The organism is Aeromonas sp. ASNIH1 (genome assembly GCF_002934285.1).
In the GTDB taxonomy this organism is placed as follows: domain Bacteria; phylum Pseudomonadota; class Gammaproteobacteria; order Enterobacterales; family Aeromonadaceae; genus Aeromonas; species Aeromonas caviae.
Genome location: NZ_CP026228.1, coordinates 1681726 through 1696944 on the forward strand (window position 1 = coordinate 1681726; position 15219 = coordinate 1696944).

General features: G+C 64.3%; 13 protein-coding genes. 11 read left to right on the forward strand and 2 right to left on the reverse strand.

What is annotated here, in order from left to right:
- The first annotated feature begins 146 nt into the window (after positions 1-146).
- Complete coding sequence (locus tag C2U37_RS08185; protein WP_104452097.1) at positions 147-1190, forward strand: glycosyltransferase family 9 protein; 1044 nt, start codon at positions 147-149, stop codon at positions 1188-1190.
- 337 nt (positions 1191-1527) lie between these two features.
- On the opposite strand, the gene C2U37_RS08190 is transcribed toward C2U37_RS08185, so the two are convergent.
- Positions 1528-2304 carry a glycosyltransferase family 2 protein gene (locus C2U37_RS08190; RefSeq protein ID WP_010676108.1) on the reverse strand — a complete coding sequence of 259 codons (777 nt, stop codon included), beginning with the start codon at positions 2302-2304 and terminating at the stop codon, positions 1528-1530.
- 339 nt (positions 2305-2643) lie between these two features.
- Here C2U37_RS08190 and waaF point away from each other — a divergent pair, with 339 nt between their 5' ends.
- From waaF to C2U37_RS08205, 3 genes are all read left to right on the forward strand, one after another.
- The gene (gene waaF, locus C2U37_RS08195; protein WP_104452098.1) at positions 2644-3741 is read left to right on the forward strand and encodes a lipopolysaccharide heptosyltransferase II; all 1098 of its coding nucleotides are present in this window, start codon (positions 2644-2646) and stop codon (positions 3739-3741) included.
- A gap of 1 nt (position 3742) precedes the next feature.
- Positions 3743-5011, forward strand: a complete 1269-nt coding sequence (waaA, locus tag C2U37_RS08200) for a lipid IV(A) 3-deoxy-D-manno-octulosonic acid transferase (RefSeq protein ID WP_104452099.1) — start codon at positions 3743-3745, stop codon at positions 5009-5011.
- 111 nt (positions 5012-5122) lie between these two features.
- Positions 5123-6001, forward strand: a complete 879-nt coding sequence (locus C2U37_RS08205; protein WP_104452100.1) for a DMT family transporter — start codon at positions 5123-5125, stop codon at positions 5999-6001.
- A gap of 183 nt (positions 6002-6184) precedes the next feature.
- Here the strand turns inward: C2U37_RS08205 and C2U37_RS08210 are convergent, their stop codons facing one another.
- Complete coding sequence (locus C2U37_RS08210; RefSeq protein ID WP_010676104.1) at positions 6185-7048, reverse strand: YicC/YloC family endoribonuclease; 864 nt, start codon at positions 7046-7048, stop codon at positions 6185-6187.
- 146 nt (positions 7049-7194) lie between these two features.
- On the opposite strand from C2U37_RS08210, the gene rph reads away from it, so the two are divergent.
- From rph to ccoG, 7 genes are all read left to right on the forward strand, one after another.
- Positions 7195-7911 (forward strand): ribonuclease PH, encoded by a 717-nt coding sequence (gene rph / locus C2U37_RS08215; RefSeq protein WP_010676103.1) that lies wholly within the window; start codon positions 7195-7197, stop codon positions 7909-7911.
- 341 nt (positions 7912-8252) lie between these two features.
- Positions 8253-8906, forward strand: a complete 654-nt coding sequence (gene pyrE / locus C2U37_RS08220) for an orotate phosphoribosyltransferase (RefSeq protein WP_010676102.1) — start codon at positions 8253-8255, stop codon at positions 8904-8906.
- A 179-nt stretch (positions 8907-9085) separates the two neighbouring features.
- Positions 9086-11515, forward strand: a complete 2430-nt coding sequence (locus tag C2U37_RS08225) for a heavy metal translocating P-type ATPase (RefSeq protein WP_104452101.1) — start codon at positions 9086-9088, stop codon at positions 11513-11515.
- Positions 11512-11901 carry a Cu(I)-responsive transcriptional regulator gene (gene cueR, locus C2U37_RS08230; protein ID WP_010676100.1) on the forward strand — a complete coding sequence of 130 codons (390 nt, stop codon included), beginning with the start codon at positions 11512-11514 and terminating at the stop codon, positions 11899-11901. The genes C2U37_RS08225 and cueR overlap by 4 nt, the downstream gene beginning before the upstream one ends.
- A 153-nt stretch (positions 11902-12054) precedes the next feature.
- Positions 12055-13209 carry a GGDEF domain-containing protein gene (locus tag C2U37_RS08235; protein ID WP_039039690.1) on the forward strand — a complete coding sequence of 385 codons (1155 nt, stop codon included), beginning with the start codon at positions 12055-12057 and terminating at the stop codon, positions 13207-13209.
- 30 nt (positions 13210-13239) lie between these two features.
- Positions 13240-13503 (forward strand): YihD family protein, encoded by a 264-nt coding sequence (locus tag C2U37_RS08240; RefSeq protein WP_010676098.1) that lies wholly within the window; start codon positions 13240-13242, stop codon positions 13501-13503.
- Between the two features lie 197 nt (positions 13504-13700).
- Positions 13701-15149, forward strand: a complete 1449-nt coding sequence (gene ccoG / locus C2U37_RS08245; protein WP_104452102.1) for a cytochrome c oxidase accessory protein CcoG — start codon at positions 13701-13703, stop codon at positions 15147-15149.
- The last annotated feature ends 70 nt before the right edge of the window (positions 15150-15219 follow it).

Sequence of the window (15219 nt, forward strand, 5' to 3'; positions counted from 1 at the left end):
GGATTTCTGGCGCTGATCGGCGGCCGGGGTCGCACAAATCGGAGCCCCGTGGCGTCTTCGCTTGAGAATCGCCCTGCATCAGGCAAGAATACCCCCATCGCGCATCAAGCCTCCTTCGCTGGTGACAGGGAGCATAGGGATTTTTTATGAAACGTATTCTGGTAGTCCGCAATGACAAGATTGGTGACTTCATGCTGGCGTGGCCGAGCTTTGCCATGCTCAAGCGCTCCATGGAGTGTCATGTGACTGCCCTGGTTCCCGCCTACACGGCGCCCCTGGCCCGCCTCTGCCCATGGATCGACGAGATCATCCTGGATCCTGGTGCCCGGGCCGACAAGGAGCAGCAACGCGCCCTGCTGGCGCGCATCAAGGCGGCCGCCTTCGATGCCTCCATCTGCCTCTTCTCCAACACCCGCAATGCCAAGCTGGTGTGGAAGGCGCACATTCCCTACCGGCTGGCCCCGGCCACCAAGCTGGCCCAGGTGCTCTACAACCAGCGCCTGGTGCAGCGCCGCTCCCGCTCCCAGAAGCCGGAGTACGAATACAACCTGGATCTGGTGCGCCGCTTCCTCGCCGATCAGCATCAGGCCGTGGTAGAGCCACAAGGACCCTACCTCGGCTTCGACCCCGAGAGCCTGCTGCAGGTGCGCGAGCAGGTTGCCGCCCGTCTCAGGCTCGACGCCAGCCGCCCCTGGCTGATGGTGCATGCGGGCAGCGGCGGCTCGGCCAACAACCTCTCCATCGAGCAGTACTCGCGCCTCATCATCAAGCTCAACCAGGCCTGTCCCGAGTTGCAGTGCGTGCTGACGGCAGGCCCGGGGGAGGAGGGGAAGGCGGAGCAGTTGGCGGCCGAATTGCTGGCCCATGGGGGCAACGGCTGGATCTATCGTTCCGACGAGGGGTTGCCGAAGTTCTGCCAGGTGATGGCCAACGCCGCCCTGTTCGTGGCGGGCAGCACTGGGCCCCTGCACATCGCCGCGGCCATGGACGTGCCGACCGTCGGTTTCTTCCCGGCACACCGTTCGGCGACGCCGCTGCGCTGGCGGCCGCTCAACGGCGAGGGGCGCCATCTGCCCTTCAGCCCGCCGGAAGACAGCGACCACCCGGAGGACATGAGCCAGCTCGATCCCAAGGCCATGGCGGCAGAGATCGCCCGCTGGGCGCCGCCCTTCTGGCGCGCCGAGCGCTGAGAGCGCACACAGAACATACAGACAGGGCCCCACGGGGCCCTGTCTGTATGGGGATGCGCCCTGCTGGCAGACCGGCCTACCGGGCGTGGCCCCCATCAGCCCCTTGACGGGCCGGCCCGGGCCCCGGGCAGGGGAAACCTGTCGGTATAAGCCGGAGTCGGGTCATGTTGCCAATATCCATGCATTCGGCTTATAGCGGCCAGTTTTCGTCCGTGGCGCCCAGGTTTGCGCCGTGAGCGGCCCCGCGAGGGCTGCGCCCGCTCCATGGCAATGGGGTTCACCCCTTGTCCCGCTGGAACAAGGGGTGAGTCATGAATGAGATCTGTGGGGCGATGCCCTATTTCGGCTGCTGGGGCTGCTGGCGAACCCAGAGATCGGCGTATTTGACGAAGGTGGAGTGGGCGGAGAGGATGGCCAGCAGCAGGCCCTGCTTGCCGTCGAGGAAACCGGCCTTGAGCAGGTACATCTTGAGGAAGCAGCCGACGGCGTGGACCAGCCCCTGGCCGAGTGATCCCTTCTTGCCGCGGGCGGTGCGCTGATCGGCCCATGCGCGGGCATAGCCGGCGGATTTGACCAGGTAGTGTTCCAGATCCCGGTAGGTGTAGTGGAGGAGGTCGCCCTGCAGGTTGACGATCTTCATGTTGGCGCGCACCTCCACCTTCTCGTGTACCAGCGCCTCGTTGTAGCCGGTCAGCGCCTTGGGGTAGAGGCGCAGCACCCGATCCGGGTACCAGCCGCTGTGGCGGATGAAGCGGCCGAACACCCAGGAGAGGCGCGGGATGGAGTAGATGGTGTCGCTGGCCGGGTTGGCCATGACCCCCTGGATGGCTTCCCTGAGTTCGGGGGTGAGCCGCTCGTCCGCGTCCAGCCACAGCACCCATTCCGACTGGACATGGGACTGGGCGAGGCGGCGCTGACGGCCGAAACCGGGCCAGGTGGTGTTGACGAAGAAGCGGGCGCCAAATTCGGCGGCGATGGCCGGGGTGTCATCCTGACTGCCGGAGTCGAGAATGACGATTTCATCCGCCAGGCCTTCGAGGGAGGCGAGGCAGGCACGGAGGTTGTCGGCTTCGTTCTTGACGATCAGGACGGCCGCCAGGGTCGGTTTTTTCACAGGCAAGGGACTCTTGTTGGCACCCGGCGGGCGGGTCATGCTCGGATTGGCGCCCATTCTAGCCTAAAACCCCGCGCGGGGCATGACCCGAGGGCCCGGTGGGCCCGCTTTTGAATGCGGGGGAAGGGGGATCTCTGCTACCCGGCAGCCGGTGGCCCAGGGCACGCCGTGTCCGGGTGGAAGAGGGCCTCAGGAGGGATGCGCGGGGGAGCAGATCCTGCCAGGGAGGCGGTTTGCGGGGGCAGACGGGTATCTTCTGTTATTTCTTCGGCCTTTCTTGGGGCATAATCTCGCCCAGTAACGATCAACAGCCGGGCCAGTCCCGAGAGAAGACGCGCGATGAAGATATTGGTGATCGGCCCCTCCTGGGTCGGCGACATGGTGATGTCCCAGAGCCTCTACAAGGCGCTCAAGAGCAACCACCCGGGCAGCGAGCTCCATGTGATGGCGCCGGCCTGGTGCGTGGCGCTGCTGGAGCGCATGCCCGAGGTGGACAAGGCCATCCCCATGCCGCTTGGCCACGGTGACTTCAAGCTGGGGGCGCGCCGCCGCCTTGGCAAGCAGCTGGCCGCCGAGCAGTACGATCAGGCCATCATCCAGCCCAACTCCATGAAGTCGGCCCTCATCCCCTGGTTTGCCAGGATCCCGGTGCGCACCGGCTGGAAGGGAGAGCACCGCTTCGGTCTGCTCAACGACATGCGCAGCAACAAGCAGGCCTTCCCGCTGATGGTGGAAGGCTATGTGGCTCTGGCCTATCCCAAGGGGCAGATGAAGAGTCGGGACGACATTCCCGCTATTCCCCATCCCTCCCTGCACGTGGATCTCATCAACCAGGGCAAGGCGCTGGAGCGGCTCGGCCTGAATCGTGCCCGCCCTGTGCTGGTGCTCTGTCCGGGGGCCGAGTTCGGCCCGGCCAAACGTTGGCCGGAGGGGCACTACGCCGTGGTGGCGCAAAAGCACCTCGACGAGGGATGGCAGGTATGGATCTTCGGCTCGGGCAAGGACGTGGACGTGGCCAACACCATCCGCGATCGGATCAACCCCCTGTCACGCCCCAACTGCCACGTGCTGGCGGGCAAGACCAGCCTGCACGAGGCGATCGACCTGATGGCGCTGGCCGGTCGGGTCATCGCCAACGACTCGGGCCTGATGCACGTGGCGGCCGCCCTCAACCGGCCGCTGATCGGCGTCTACGGCTCCACCTCGCCCCTCTATACCCCACCGCTGGCGGACAGGGTCGAGATCGTCCACACCGACATCGAATGCCGCCCCTGCTTCAAGCGCACCTGCAAGTTCGGCCACCTCAAGTGCCTGATCGAGCTGATGCCGGAACAGGTCATCGAGGCGGGAAATCGGCTGGAGCGTGGGGAAACGGCAGATCTGACCATAGTGCGGCAGCCGGTGGAATCCTCCGCTGCTAAACCCGGTAATAGCTAGCATGATCTACCGGTTGCTCTACAACCTGCTGATCCACCTGGGGTTGCCCCTGGTACTGCTGGCGCTCTACAGGCCCAAAAAAGGCAAGCCCGGCTTCGGGGCGCGCTGGGCCGAGCATCTGGGGCGATTGCCGCCGACCGGACAGGAGGCTCCCCTCTGGATCCATGCGGTGAGCGTGGGGGAGACCCTGGCCATCACCCCCTTCATCCGCGCCCTCAAGGCCGAGCGCCCCGAGCTGCCCATCCTGCTCACCACCACCACCCGCACCGGCGCCGAACAGGCTGCCAAGCTCGGGGATCTGGTGGTGCACCGCTATGCGCCTCTCGACTATCCCTGGGCCGTCTCGGCGTTTCTGAGCACCGTCAAGCCCCGCGCCCTCTGGGTGATGGAGACCGAGCTGTGGCCGAACTGGCTGGCGGCCTGCGAGGCACGGCACCTGCCGGTGACCATCCTCAATGCCCGCCTCTCGGAGCGATCCTGTCAGCGCTATGGTCGCTTCCAGGGCGCATTCGATGCCTTGAGCCGCCCATTGACCCACCTGCTCTGCCAGCATCAGGACGATGCGGATCGCTTCCATCGACTGGGGATAGGGCGCAACCGGCTGGCGGTGACCGGCTCCATCAAGTTCGACATCCAGTTTGGCGACGAGGCACAGGCCAGGGGCCGCGCCCTGCGCGAGCAGCTGGGGGAGGCACGACCTGTCTGGATCGCCGCCAGTACCCACCAGGGGGAAGACGAGCAGGTGCTGGCCGCCTTCGATCGGGTGCTCAAGGCCCACCCCTCCGCCCTGCTGATCCTGGTGCCGCGCCATCCCGAGCGTTTCGATCGGGTGGCCGAGCTGTGCGCCCCCTACGGTTGCGTGCGGCGCACGGCGGGCAGTGCGGTCGGCGAGAGGGACAAGATCTACCTGGGTGACACCATGGGCGAGCTGCCGCTGATGCTGGCGGCGGCGGATCTCGCCTTTGTCGGTGGCAGCCTGGTGCCTGTGGGCGGTCACAACCTGCTGGAACCGGCGGCGCTGGGCAAACCCTGCCTGACCGGCCCCGTCTATTTCAACTTCAGCGACATCACCCGCCAGCTGGTGGCTCAGGGTGGGGCTGCCGTGGTGGCGGACGCCGAGGCGCTCGGCCACCGGGTGAGCACCCTGCTCGGCGATGCCCCTGCCCGCCGCGAGATGGGGGAGCAGGCCCGCGCCGTGGTGCTGCGCAATCAGGGGGCGCTGGCGCGCACCCTCTCCCATTGCCTCGCCAGCCTGGAAGGTGACGACTGAGGCGGGGCGGCGTGGTGGCCGCCCCGCCAGCATGTTTGCCAAACCCCGGGAGACAGTCCGCGCCTCTTTCCTTTATGCTCTGCCCTTTGCCCCTGACCCTGTGATGCTCCGATGAACCGCGCTCCCCTGCTGTTGATGATACTGGTCACCCTGCTGGCCGCCGCTGGCTGGCTCTTCTCGAAAGAGGCGATTCGTGAACTGCCCACCGCCGCCTTTATCGGCAGCCGCTTCCTGCTGGCCGCCCTGCTGCTGTTGCCGCTCGCCTGGTTGCGCGAGCCGCCCCCCAGTGGCTCACAACTGCTGCGTGCCGCCGGGTGCGGCACCTTGCTCGGGGCCAGCCTGCTGTTCTGGGTTACCGCCATCAGCCAGAGCGATGCGCTCGGCAGCGGCGCCTTCATCATGAGCGTGGCCACCCTGATGGCGCCGCTCGCCGCCTGGGCCGCCTTCAAGGCCAGACCCGGCCGCCACTACTGGTTGACTCTGCCCGTGGCCGTCGCGGGTCTGCTGCTGCTCTCCAGCAGCACCCACTGGGGTGTGTCGCTCTCCCTGTTCTGGTTTCTGGCGGCGGCCGCCACCCTGGGGGTCCAGCTCGCGGTGCACCGCCACTTCGCCCAGTCCATCCCCCCTACCTGGCTCACCTGCATCCAGTTGGCGGTGACCGGACTGCTCGGCACCCTGCTCTCCCTGCTGACCGAGCAGTGGCCCGCCGACATCAGCCAGGGCATCTGGGGCTGGTTTGCGGCCAGCGTCCTGATCGCCACCACATTGCGCTACTGGCTGCTCACCCACGCCCTGAGCCGGATGACCACGGCCCACGCCGCCCTGCTGATGCTGCTCGAACCGGTCTGGACCCTGATCTTAAGCACCCTCTTCTATGACGAGCCTCTGGGCCCCGCCAAGCTGGCCGGCGCCGGCCTGGTGCTGGGTGCTCTGGTGCTCTACCAGCTCCCCCTGCTGCTGCGCAGCCGAAGGCTGAAGTCACCGGTCTAGCCTGCGCGGGTGGGGGATGCATAGAAAAGAAGGAGAGGGTCTGCATGGCAGACCCTCTTTGCGTGATGGTACATGTCGGGCTCCATTTGCTAGGGGTTGCCATCAGTCAAGCGGCTGAGCGCTGCGGGAAACGAGCATAAAAAAGCCCCCGGGTGGCGGGGGCTGGTGCATCGATGAGGGGGATCACTCGATGTTTTGGATCTGCTCGCGCATCTGCTCGATGAGCACTTTCAACTCGACGGCGGACTGGGTCACCTCGGCGTTGATCGACTTGGAGCCCAGCGTGTTCGACTCGCGGTTGAACTCCTGCATCATGAAGTCGAGGCGACGGCCACAGGCGCCACCCTTCTTCATGATCTTGTTGGTTTCGCTGATGTGCATCTCCAGGCGATCCAGCTCTTCGGCCACGTCGATCTTCTGGGCCAGCAGCACGATCTCCTGCTCGATGCGGGCAGGATCCAGCTCCACCTTAGCTTCGGCCAGCCGGTCGGTGAGCTTCTGGCGCTGCCACTCGATGATCTGCGGCAGGTGCTCGCGCACCTTCTTCACTTCTACCTGGATGCCGGCCAGACGCTGTTCGATCAGCGCCTTGAGGTTGGCCCCTTCGCTGGCGCGGGAGGCGAGGAAGTCTTCCATGGTCAGGTCGAAGCCGGCCATCAGCTCGGTGGCGACCACATCCATGTCCTGCTCGGCGGCAGCCATGACGCCCGGCCAGCGCAGCACGTCGACCGGGTTGAGCTGGCCCTGGCCCGCCTCTTTCATCACCCAGTTGGCGCTCTCGATGATGAGCTTGGCCAGCTCTTCATTGATGTGCAGCTGGCTGGCGGCGGCCTGGGCGGCCTCGAAGCGCAGGTTGCACTCCACCTTGCCGCGCTGCAGCTTGGCCCGGAAGCGCTCACGCAGAACCGGCTCCAGGCTGCGCAGTTGTTCCGGCAGGCGAATGTAGGTCTCCAGATAGCGCTGGTTGACCGAACGAATTTCCCAAACGGCTGTGCCCCAGTCGCCCTTGAGTTCCTTGCGGGCGTAGGCGGTCATGCTGTGAATCATTGATTGTTCCGAGCTTGATGAAGTGTGCGGCCAGTATACTCAGCCAGGCCTGCTCCGTCAGCCGACGAGGTGGTTTTAGCGGCTGATATTTGAGTAGCGATCGCTTATACTCCTGCGCCAATTCAGCCAGCCCAGAGGTCAGTCCCATGTCCCGTCCCAGCGATCGCAGCGCCGCCCAGGTGCGTCCGGTAACCATCACCCGCCACTTCACCAAGCATGCTGAAGGGTCCGTGCTGGTGGAATTCGGCCACACCCGTGTGCTCTGCACCGCCAGCGTCGACACCAGTGTGCCGCGCTTCCTCAAAGGCAAGGGGCAGGGCTGGGTGACTGCCGAGTACGGCATGCTGCCGCGCTCCACCCACTCCCGGATGAACCGCGAAGCGGCGTCCGGCAAGCAGAGTGGCCGCACCCTGGAGATCTCCCGCCTGATCGCCCGCTCCCTGCGCGCGGCGGTAGACTTGAGTGCCCTGGGCGAGCACACCATTACCGTTGACTGCGACGTGTTGCAAGCCGACGGCGGTACCCGTACCGCCGCCATCACCGGTGCCTGCGTGGCGCTGGTGGATGCGCTGAACTGGATGGTGGAGAAGGGGCTGATCAAACAGAGCCCGCTCAAGCAGATGATCGCGGCCGTCTCCGTCGGCATGTTCGAAGGGGAGGCAATCTGCGATCTGGAGTACATCGAAGACTCCGCCGCCGAGACCGACATGAACGTGGTGATGACCGAAGATGGTCGCATCATCGAGGTGCAGGGCACCGCGGAGGCCGAACCCTTCACCCACGAGGAGCTGCTGGCCATGCTGGCCCTCGCCAAGGGCGGCATCGCCGACATCATTGCGCTGCAGAAGCAGTCGCTTGCCTGATACCAGGACCTGTTGATGTTTCGGCACAAGTCGCGTTGCAGTGTCAAAGGATGCCAGGCTAGGCGCAGGATGCAGCCAATGGTTATTCCCTTGGCAAGTCCTGCAACAACGCATGGCATCCTTTGCCACGCAACCCGTAGGGACGGGTCTGTTTTTGTGCATAACGTCGTTATTCGATGCCTCGTTTGGATTACCAAACTTCGCATCTCATGCCTAGTTCTGCGCAAAAACCGACTCCGTCGCGGCTGTGACGAAGCGTCAACAGATCCTGCAAACGCGGCATTGACCGCGTTTTTTTATACCCCCACACAAGTAAACGACAAGCCAAGCAAGGAGCCAGAATGAAAGCCTACCAGCGTCAATTTATCGAGTTCGCCCTGGAGAAACAGGTCCTCAAATTCGGTGAATTTACCCTGAAATCCGGTCGTAAAAGCCCCTACTTCTTCAACGCCGGCCTGTTCAACAGCGGCCGCGATCTGGCCCGTCTCGGCCGCTTCTACGCCGCCGCCCTGATGGATGCCGGCATCGAGTTCGACGTGCTGTTTGGCCCGGCCTACAAGGGGATCCCCATCGCCTCCGCCACCGCGGTGCAGCTGGTGGAGCAGCACGACGTGGACGTGCCCTGGTGCTTCAACCGCAAGGAGGCCAAGGATCACGGCGAGGGTGGCAATCTGGTGGGCAGCCCGCTCAAGGGGCGCATCATGCTGGTGGACGATGTCATCACTGCCGGCACCGCCATCCGCGAATCCATGGATCTGATCCAGGCCAACGGCGCCTCCCTGGCTGGCGTGCTGATCGCGCTGGACCGTCAGGAGAAGGGCAAGGGCGAGCTCTCCGCCATTCAGGAAGTGGAGCGTGACTACGGCGCTCACATCATCGCCATCATCCAGATGAGCGACTTGATCCAGTATCTGGAAGAGAAGCAGGCCGAACAGCCGGAGCTGGCGGCGCAACTGGCCGCCATGAAGGCTTACCGCGCCCAGTACGGTATCTGAGTCGCCGCGTATACCGCGCAATAGTTGAAGGCGGCGCCCGTTTGTTCTCTGGCAGCAAACGGGCGCCGTTTTTCCATCTGCAAAAAGTGGATCATGTGGCTTGAGCTTACCCTTACAGTAAAGGTTAGGGTTTGCCAGTCGGCGTTTTGTGGTGCCGACGGGTTCCGGGGAGGAACAACATGACCACTCATCTTCAATCACCCATTCATCTGCAGTTGCCGCTGAGCGGCATGAGCTGCGCCAACTGCGCCGGCCGCATCACGACCGCCCTCAACAAGCTGGAGGGGGTCGAGGCGACCGTCAACTTCGCACTGGAGCAAGCCGCCATCGACCTTGCCAGCCCCGATCGTTTGCCGGCGGTGCTGGAGAGCATCAAGGCGCAGGGTTATGACTACGGCAGTGAGACCATATTGTTTCAAATCACCGGCATGACCTGTGCCGGTTGCTCGGCCCGCCTGAACAAGATGCTGGCGGCGCTGCCCGGCGTCATCTCCGCCGACGTCAACTTCTCCATCGAGCAGGCTCGTATCGTGCTGGTACCCGGGATGCAGACGCCAGCGGCCCTGCGCGAGCAGATCGAGGCCCTCGGCTTTGGCGCCCAACTGGCGCAGGGCTCGGCCAGCGGCCGCCGCCAGCAGTTGCTGGCGCGGGAAGCGCAGGAGGCCGCCAGCGCCCGTCAGGCGCAAACCCGGGTCATCGTCTCGGCGCTGCTTACCCTGCCGCTGCTGGTGGGGATGCTGGCCATGGCCGGGTTGTTCCCCTGGCATCTGCCCGCCTGGCTGGAGCTGCTGCTCGCCACCCCGGTGCAGTTCTGGATCGGGGCCCGCTTCTATCGCGGCGCCTGGCTCGCCATCAAGAACCGCTCCGCCAACATGGATGTGCTGGTGGCCACCGGCACCAGCGCCGCCTACTTCTACAGTCTCTATCTGTTGTTGACGCTGGGGATGGCTGCCAGCGGCCAGCTCTATTTCGAGGCGAGCGCCATCATCATTACCCTGATCTCCCTCGGCAAGTTGCTGGAAGCGCGAGCTAGACGCAGCACCCAGTCCGCCATTCGCGAACTGATGGCGCTGCGGCCGGAAACCGCCACCGTCTGGCGCGGCGAGCGCTGGCAGAGCGTCGCCATCGACGAGGTGCTGCGCGGCGACAGGCTGCTGGTGCTGGTGGGGGAGCGGGTGCCGGTGGATGGCAGAATAGTGAGCGGCGAGAGCGAGCTGGACGAGTCAATCCTCACCGGCGAGAGCCTGCCGGTGCCGCGCGGTGAGAGCGACAAGGTGCTGGGCGGCGCCATCAACCGCTCCGGCGTGCTGGAAATTGAAGCCACCACGGTGGGGGAGGACTCCAGCCTCAGCAAGATCATCGCATTGGTGGAGAACGCCCAGATGGGCAAGGCGCCGTTGCAGCAGCTGGTGGACAAGGTCTCCGCCGTGTTCGTGCCGGTGGTGATGGCCATCGCCCTGTTCACCCTGCTGGTATGGTACGCCATCACCAGCGACTTCGGTCAGGCGCTGCTGGCGGCGGTAGCCGTGCTGGTGATCGCCTGTCCCTGTGCGCTGGGGCTGGCGACGCCGGCGGCCATCGTCACCGGTACCGGGGTGGCGGCGCGCCACGGCATTCTGATAAAAGATGTCGATACCCTGCAGAAGGCCCACGCCATCAAGGCGCTCATCTTCGACAAGACAGGTACGCTCACTCAGGGCAGGCCCGTGCTGGCGAGCTGGAGCGGCAACGATGAGCAACTGCGCCTCGCTGCCGCTCTGCAGCAGGCGAGCGAACACCCGCTGGCGCTGGCCATGCGCGAGGCGGTCGGCAAAGAGGCGATGCTGCCCCAGCCCGACGCGGTCGAGGTGCGGGTCGGTGCCGGTATTGTCGGTCAGGTCGCCGGTCACGCAGTCGCCATCGGCAATGGATCCCTGCTGGCCCAGCTCGGTATTGAGGTGCCCGCGCAGGATCAACAGCCTGCCGACGGCGCGACCCGGGTCTGGGTGGCCATCGACGGCGTGGTGGCTGGCATCGCCGCGCTGGCCGATACCCTGCGCCCCGAGAGCCCGGATGCCATCGCCACCCTGCGCCAGCGCGGCATCGCCAGCTGGCTGGTGAGCGGAGATGCGCCGGCGCCGGTGGCCCATATCGCCGCCAAACTGGGGCTGGACGGGGCCTTTGACTCCGTGCTGCCAGCCGGCAAGGTGGAAAAAGTCGAGGCGCTGCGGGCGCAAACCCGCGGGCTGGTCGCCATGGTGGGAGACGGGGTGAACGACGCCCCGGCGCTGGCGGCGGCGGATGTGGGTATCGCCATGGGCTCCGGCTCCGACGTGGCGATGGAGACCGCCTCCATCACCCTCATGCGGTCTGATCCGCGGCTGGTGGCCGATGCCATCGACATCTCGGCGGCCACTTGGCGCACCATCCAGCAGAACCTGTTCTGGGCCTTCGTGTTCAACATCATCGGCATTCCGCTGGCGGCACTGGGTTACCTCAGTCCCGAGCTGGCGGGGGCGGCCATGGCCCTGAGCAGCATCACCGTCTTGAGCAATTCCCTGTTATTGAAGCGCTGGCAGCCCCGGGCGGGCAGCCTGCGTGCATCTGAATCCCAAAGGAGTCATTCATGAACATCAGCAAGGTCGCCAAGGCCACCGGCCTGACCGCCAAGACCATCCGCTACTACGAGAGCATCGGCCTCATCTCGTCGCCGGTCCGCAGCGACAATGGGTATCGCAGTTATACGGATGCCTCCTTGCGGGAGCTGCGGTTCGTCAAGCGGGCGCGGGAGACCGGCTTCAATCTGGAGGAGTGTCAGGAGCTGCTGGCGCTCTATCGGGACGAGCACAGAACCAGTGCCCAGGTGAAGAAGCTGGCCCAGGAGAAAATTGTCGATCTGCGCTCCCGCATCGCCGGTTTGCAAGCCATGCTCAGCGCCCTCGAGGAGGTGGTGAGCTGCTGTCACGGAGATGCGAATCCCCAGTGCCCCATCCTCGACGAGCTGGAGAAAGGGTGAGGGAGGGCTGCGCCATTCGACCCTGCAGAAAAGGGTCTGTCGGGGCCTGTGCGGGAGAGGACGCGCTGAGTGGCAGCTTAATAGCGGTCGATTGATTGTTGAGCAGGAAAGGGGAGTGTTAAACTGTGCGGCTCTTGTACAGGGAGTACCCAGTTGACACAGAGTGTGAAATATCAGGTGCGGCGGGCCATCATGGTCCAGCTCTATACCCACGCCTCCTTCAGCCTGCCTTGCCTGGGGCTGCTGGCGATCAGCTGGAGCCTGCTGTTCCACGATTACCTGCCGGCCAGCGAGTCGCTGGGCTGGCTCGGTCTGGTCCTGCTGCTGTTGCTGGGGCGCTGGTGGCATTTGCGCTGGCGCCAGCCCAGGCTGGCGGAGCTTCCGCTGCCGGTGCTCGAGCGCGAACTCTTTGTCGGGGTGACCATCACCTCCATCGTCTGGGCACTGGGCGTGCTGCTCTATATGGACAAGCTGCCCGACACCTATCGTGCCGCCATGATGATGCTCTCCAGCCTGATCCTGACCGGCAGCGCCATCATGCTGTTCGGCAGCCGTCGTACCCTCTATGGGGCCGTGCTGCCCCTCGGGTTTGCCATGTTGTTCGAGCTCAGTGGCGGCAACACCCAGGAGCGTATCGTCTCCTGCATGCTGGCGGGGTATCTGTTCGTCTTTCTGCCCACCCTGCTGCGGCGCCTGCGGCGGGATCAGGTGGCCTCTCTCTACCACAGTTTTTCCAATGCGGATCTGGTGGCCGAGCTGAAGGCGGTCTCCGAGCACCTCAAGCTCACGTCCCGCCTCGACGGTCTGACCGGCATCGCCAACCGGGCCCATCTCGACGACTCCCTGGCGCGCGCCTGGCGTCGCTGCCACCGTGCCAGGGCGCCTCTTTCTCTGGTGCTGGTGGATGTGGACTACTTCAAGCAGTTCAATGATCACTATGGTCATCAGGTGGGGGACCAGTGCCTGCAACAGGTGGCGAGCCTGCTGGCCGAAGTGCTGCGGCGGGAAGACGATCTCGCTGCCCGTTACGGCGGAGAGGAGTTCGCCCTGCTGCTGCCCTGCACCACCTTGCAGGGGGCCATGCAGATCGCCGAGCAGGTGCGTACCTCGTTGCGAGCCCTCGGCATTCCCCACCACAAATCCCGGGTCTCGGGGCGGGTCAGTTGCAGCTTCGGGGTGGCGACCCTGGTGCCGGATCAGCATCACTCCATTGCCGAGCTTATCCAGAAAGCGGATGCGGCGCTCTATCAGGCCAAGCATAATGGCCGGGATCGTATCGAAGTAGCCTTGATGGGTAAGGTTGCCTGAGTTTCACAAGACAGATTAAAGAGGTCGTCTATGCAATGTCATCGTATCGAAGAGCTGCTGGAACTGCTGCAGCCTGCCTGGATCAAGGAGCAGGATCTCAGCCTGGTGCAGTTTGTTGCCAAACTGGCCGAGGAGGCGGGATTTGACGGTCCCCTGTCCGCACTGACCGACGACATGCTGATCTACCACCTCAAGATGCGGGAATCCGACAAGCAGGCGATGATCCCGGGGCTGGCCAAGGATCACGTGCCCGACTTCAAGGAGGCCCTGCTCAAGGCACGCGGCATCAAGTAATCCGGCCGTCACATCGCCATCAGAGAAAGGTTTCAAGAGAATCTGTGAAAAGGCGCATAGTCAACTGGCTATGGGCCTTTTTTGTTGCCTGAAATTGCGACGGGACTCGAACTATAGATACATTTAACCCACACAATTAGCAGGTTGTTTAAGATATAATCGCTTTCATAACAATATGAGTGGAGCGATGTGTTGCAATGGCCGACAAGGACAAGATCGACATCAAGGATGTGACCGGTGACGTCACCGGGACCTTCAATCCCAACACCTTCAAGGCGGGAGATGACAGGTTCAACCCCGGCAACCGCATCTATGTCCGCTCCCAGACCGGCTACTGGCAGCGGGTGCGCAAGGCCATGGGCTGGTTCTTCGTCGCGCTCTTTGTCCTCCTGCCCTGGCTGCGTTATGACGGCCGTCAGGCGGTGCTGTTCGATCTGGAGCACCAGCAGTTCCACATCTTCGGTGCCACCATCTGGCCGCAGGACCTGACCCTGCTGGCCTGGATCTTCATGATCGCCGCCTTCGGGCTCTTCTTCGTGACCACCTTCCTCGGCCGGGTCTGGTGTGGCTATCTCTGCCCGCAGACGGTGTGGACCTTCATGTTCATCTGGTTCGAAGAGAAGCTGGAAGGGGCGGCCAACAAGCGCCGCAAGCTGGATGCCTCGCCCTGGACCGCCGAGAAGCTGGCCCGCAAGGGGGCCAAGCACCTGGCCTGGCTCCTGCTGTCGCTGGGTACGGGGCTGACCTTCGTCGCCTACTTCCAGGATGTCTTCCACCTGGTGCCCGATTTCTTCACCCTGCAGGCGGCAGGCTGGGTCATCTTCTGGGTGCTGTTCTTTGCCGCCTGCACCTATGGCAACGCCGGCTGGATGCGCGCCATCATGTGTATCCACATGTGCCCCTATGCCCGATTCCAGTCCGCCATGTTCGACAAGGACACCTACATCGTCGGCTATGACAGCCAGCGTGGCGAGACCCGCGGCGCCCGTGGTCGCAAGGCCGATCCCAAGGCTCTGGGGCTGGGGGACTGCATCGACTGCGACCTCTGCGTGCAGGTCTGCCCGACCGGCATCGACATCCGTGACGGCCTGCAGTACGAGTGCATCAACTGCGGCGCCTGTGTCGACGCCTGCGATCAGACCATGGAGCGGATGGGGTATCCGAAGGGGCTCATCAGTTACACCACCGAGCACAAGCTGGCCCACAGTGAAACCCAGGTGGCGCGGCCCAAGCTGATTGGCTATGGCCTGGTGATGGTCGTCATGCTGGGGGTCTTCGTCTATAACGCCATGTCCATCATGCCCATGGGGCTCGACATCCTGCGGGATCGCAACCAGCTGTTCCGGGAAAACAGTGAAGGGCTCATCGAGAACACCTATACCCTGAAGATCCTCAACAAGACCCTGAACTCCCAGACCTACCGGCTGGACGTGGAAGGGCTGCCGGAGTACCAGTGGTTCGGACCCCGCGAGGTGACACTGAAGGCGGGCGAGATCTATACCCTGCCGGTGAGCCTGGCGGTGGATCCCTTCAACCTGAAGCGGCCCACTCTGGACGTCCAGTTCGTGCTCAAGCGGGAAGGCGCGGCGCCGGATGACAGCAAGGGGACCTTGCGCCAACCGAGCAAGTTTATCAGCAGGTTGTGACGGCAAGGCGCACCGCCATGCACGGCAACGGCAGACAGTGGTGATAGAATGGGGCGCAACAGCGCCCCTT